Annotated in this window: 2 protein-coding genes; one reads left to right on the forward strand and one right to left on the reverse strand. The window is 73.0% G+C overall.

The features are described 5' to 3' along the window. The first annotated feature begins 105 nt into the window (after positions 1 to 105). A complete protein-coding gene (locus tag GA0115240_RS32085) occupies positions 106 to 627 on the forward strand; it encodes a SixA phosphatase family protein (protein ID WP_093742235.1) in 522 nt (173 codons plus the stop codon). 40 nt (positions 628 to 667) lie between these two features. Here the strand turns inward: GA0115240_RS32085 and serB are convergent, their stop codons facing one another. Beyond that, on the reverse strand, positions 668 to 1,906 hold the full coding sequence (gene serB / locus GA0115240_RS32090) for a phosphoserine phosphatase SerB (protein WP_093742237.1): 1,239 nt from the start codon (positions 1,904 to 1,906) through the stop codon (positions 668 to 670). Positions 1,907 to 2,087 lie beyond the last annotated feature (181 nt).

Here is a 2,087-nt window from a genome sequence, read left to right on the forward strand (position 1 = left end):
GTCGCCGATCTGGTCCACCACCTGCTGTGATCGGCGCGCGGGCGGACCGCCGACGCCGTCGGCCATCGCGCGCCTGCCCGCCGGATTTCTGGAAAGCTTGAGAGCATGACCGCAGATTCGCCCCGCACCATCGTCCTGCTCCGGCACGCGAAGGCCGACTGGCCCTCGGTCCCGGACCATGAGCGGCCGCTGGCCGACCGCGGCCGCCACGATTCACCAGCCGTCGGCCGCCGCTTCGCCGACGTCGGCATCAGCCCGGACCTCGCCCTGTGCTCCACCGCCGAGCGCACCCGCGAGACCTGGAAACTCGCCGCCCACGAGATGCCGCACCGCCCCCGGACCGTCTACGAGGAGCGGCTCTACGAGGCCGGTCTCGGCGAACTGCTGGCGCTGCTCAGCGAGACCCCGGACGACATCGGCTCACTGCTCCTGATCGGCCACAACCCCGGCATGCACGCCCTCGCCGAGGCGCTGGCCGGCTCCGCCGAAGGGGAGGCGCTGACCCGGATGAACCGGATCGGATTCCCCACCGCCGCCTTCGCCGTGCTGACCTTCACCGGCTCCTGGAAGACCGTCGAGCACGGGGTCGGCCGGCTGACGGGCTTCTGGACGCCGCACGAGGCGTAACCGCGTACGCGCAGGTGACGGCTTTCCGTGCGCGCGCCGGTCAGCCGGTGACGACACCGTCCAGCTCGTCGGCCGCCTCGATCTCCTCCCGGGTGATGCCCAGCAGGTACAGCACGGTGTCGAGGAACGGTACGTTCACCGCCGTGTCCGCCGCCTGGCGTACGACCGGCTTGGCGTTGAACGCGACGCCCAGGCCGGCCGCGTTCAGCATGTCCAGGTCATTGGCGCCGTCACCGATGGCGACCGTCTGGCTCAGCGGCACCCCGGCCTGCTCGGCGAAGCTGCGCAGTAGCCGCGCCTTGCCCGCCCGGTCCACGATCGGCCCGGTCACCCTGCCGGTGAACCGTCCGTCCGCCACCTCCAGCGTGTTGGCGGCGGCGAAGTCCAGGCCCAGCCGCTCCTTGAGGTCGTCGGTCACCTGGGTGAAGCCGCCCGAGACGATGCCCACCTGGTAGCCGAGCCGCTTGAGAGTACGGATCAGCGTCCGGGCACCCGGCGTCAGCCGCACCTCGGAGCGGACCTTGTCCACCACCGACACATCCAGCCCGGCCAGCAGCGCCACCCGGGCGTGCAGCGACTCCTCGAAGTCCAGCTCGCCGCGCATCGCCGCGGCCGTCACCTCGGCGACCTGCTGCTCGCACCCGGCGTGCGCGGCGAACAGCTCGATCACCTCGTCCTGGATCACGGTGGAGTCCACATCCATCACCACCAGGCGCTGCGCCCGCCGCTGCAGGCCCGCCGACACCACCGCGACATCGACCCCGCGGGCGGCGGCCTGCGGCGACAGCACGGACCGCAGCACGCCGGGCTCGGCGCCCGACACCGCGAACTCGACCGCGGTCACCGGGTATTTCGCCAGCCGGAAGATCCGGTCGATATTGCCGCCCGCGCCGGTGATCAGGGCCGTTATGGCCGCGGTGGACTCGGCGGTCAGCGGGCTGCCCAGCACGGTGACATGGCTGCGGCCCTCGCCGCGCGGCCGGTTGTCACCGCGCCCGGAGATGATCTCGGCCTGCATCTGCGAGGCCTCGGCCCAGGTGTGCACGGTGGCGCGGAGCTCACCGTCCGCCCCGCGCCCGGTCGGCGCGGTCACCAGGGCGCACAGCACCATCCGGCCGCGGGTGACGACCTGCTCGATGTCCACCACGTCCACGCCGTAGGCGGCGAGGGTGTCGAAGAGGCCGGCGGTGATGCCGGGTCTGTCCTTGCCGAAGATCTTGACCAGCAGGGTCGGCGTGTCCGCCGGAAAGGCGGCGGGGCTCTGCGAGGCGTCGTTCATGGTGGCACCACGCTATCCGGCCCCCCGCCTCCCTTCATCCCCCGTCCCGAGTGGCGGACACCGGGGCGCCTCGGGCGGCGAGCGGGCAGGTCGGCTCGGGGCCGCCGGGGGCCGCCGGGGCCCGCCCCCGGGGCGGGGGTTCGCGTCGCGGGGGTGGGCGCGAAGGCGAACTTCCGTCGTG

The sequence above is a fragment of the Streptomyces sp. DvalAA-14 genome (assembly GCF_900091855.1).
In the GTDB taxonomy this organism is placed as follows: Bacteria; Actinomycetota; Actinomycetes; order Streptomycetales; family Streptomycetaceae; genus Actinacidiphila.

Excerpts from the sequence above, each read along its gene's own strand:
- GA0115240_RS32085 (WP_093742235.1), top strand. The coding sequence starts at position 106 with ATGACCGCAGATTCGCCCCGCACCATCGTCCTGCTCCGGCACGCGAAG.
- serB (WP_093742237.1), bottom strand. The coding sequence starts at position 1,906 with ATGAACGACGCCTCGCAGAGCCCCGCCGCCTTTCCGGCGGACACGCCG.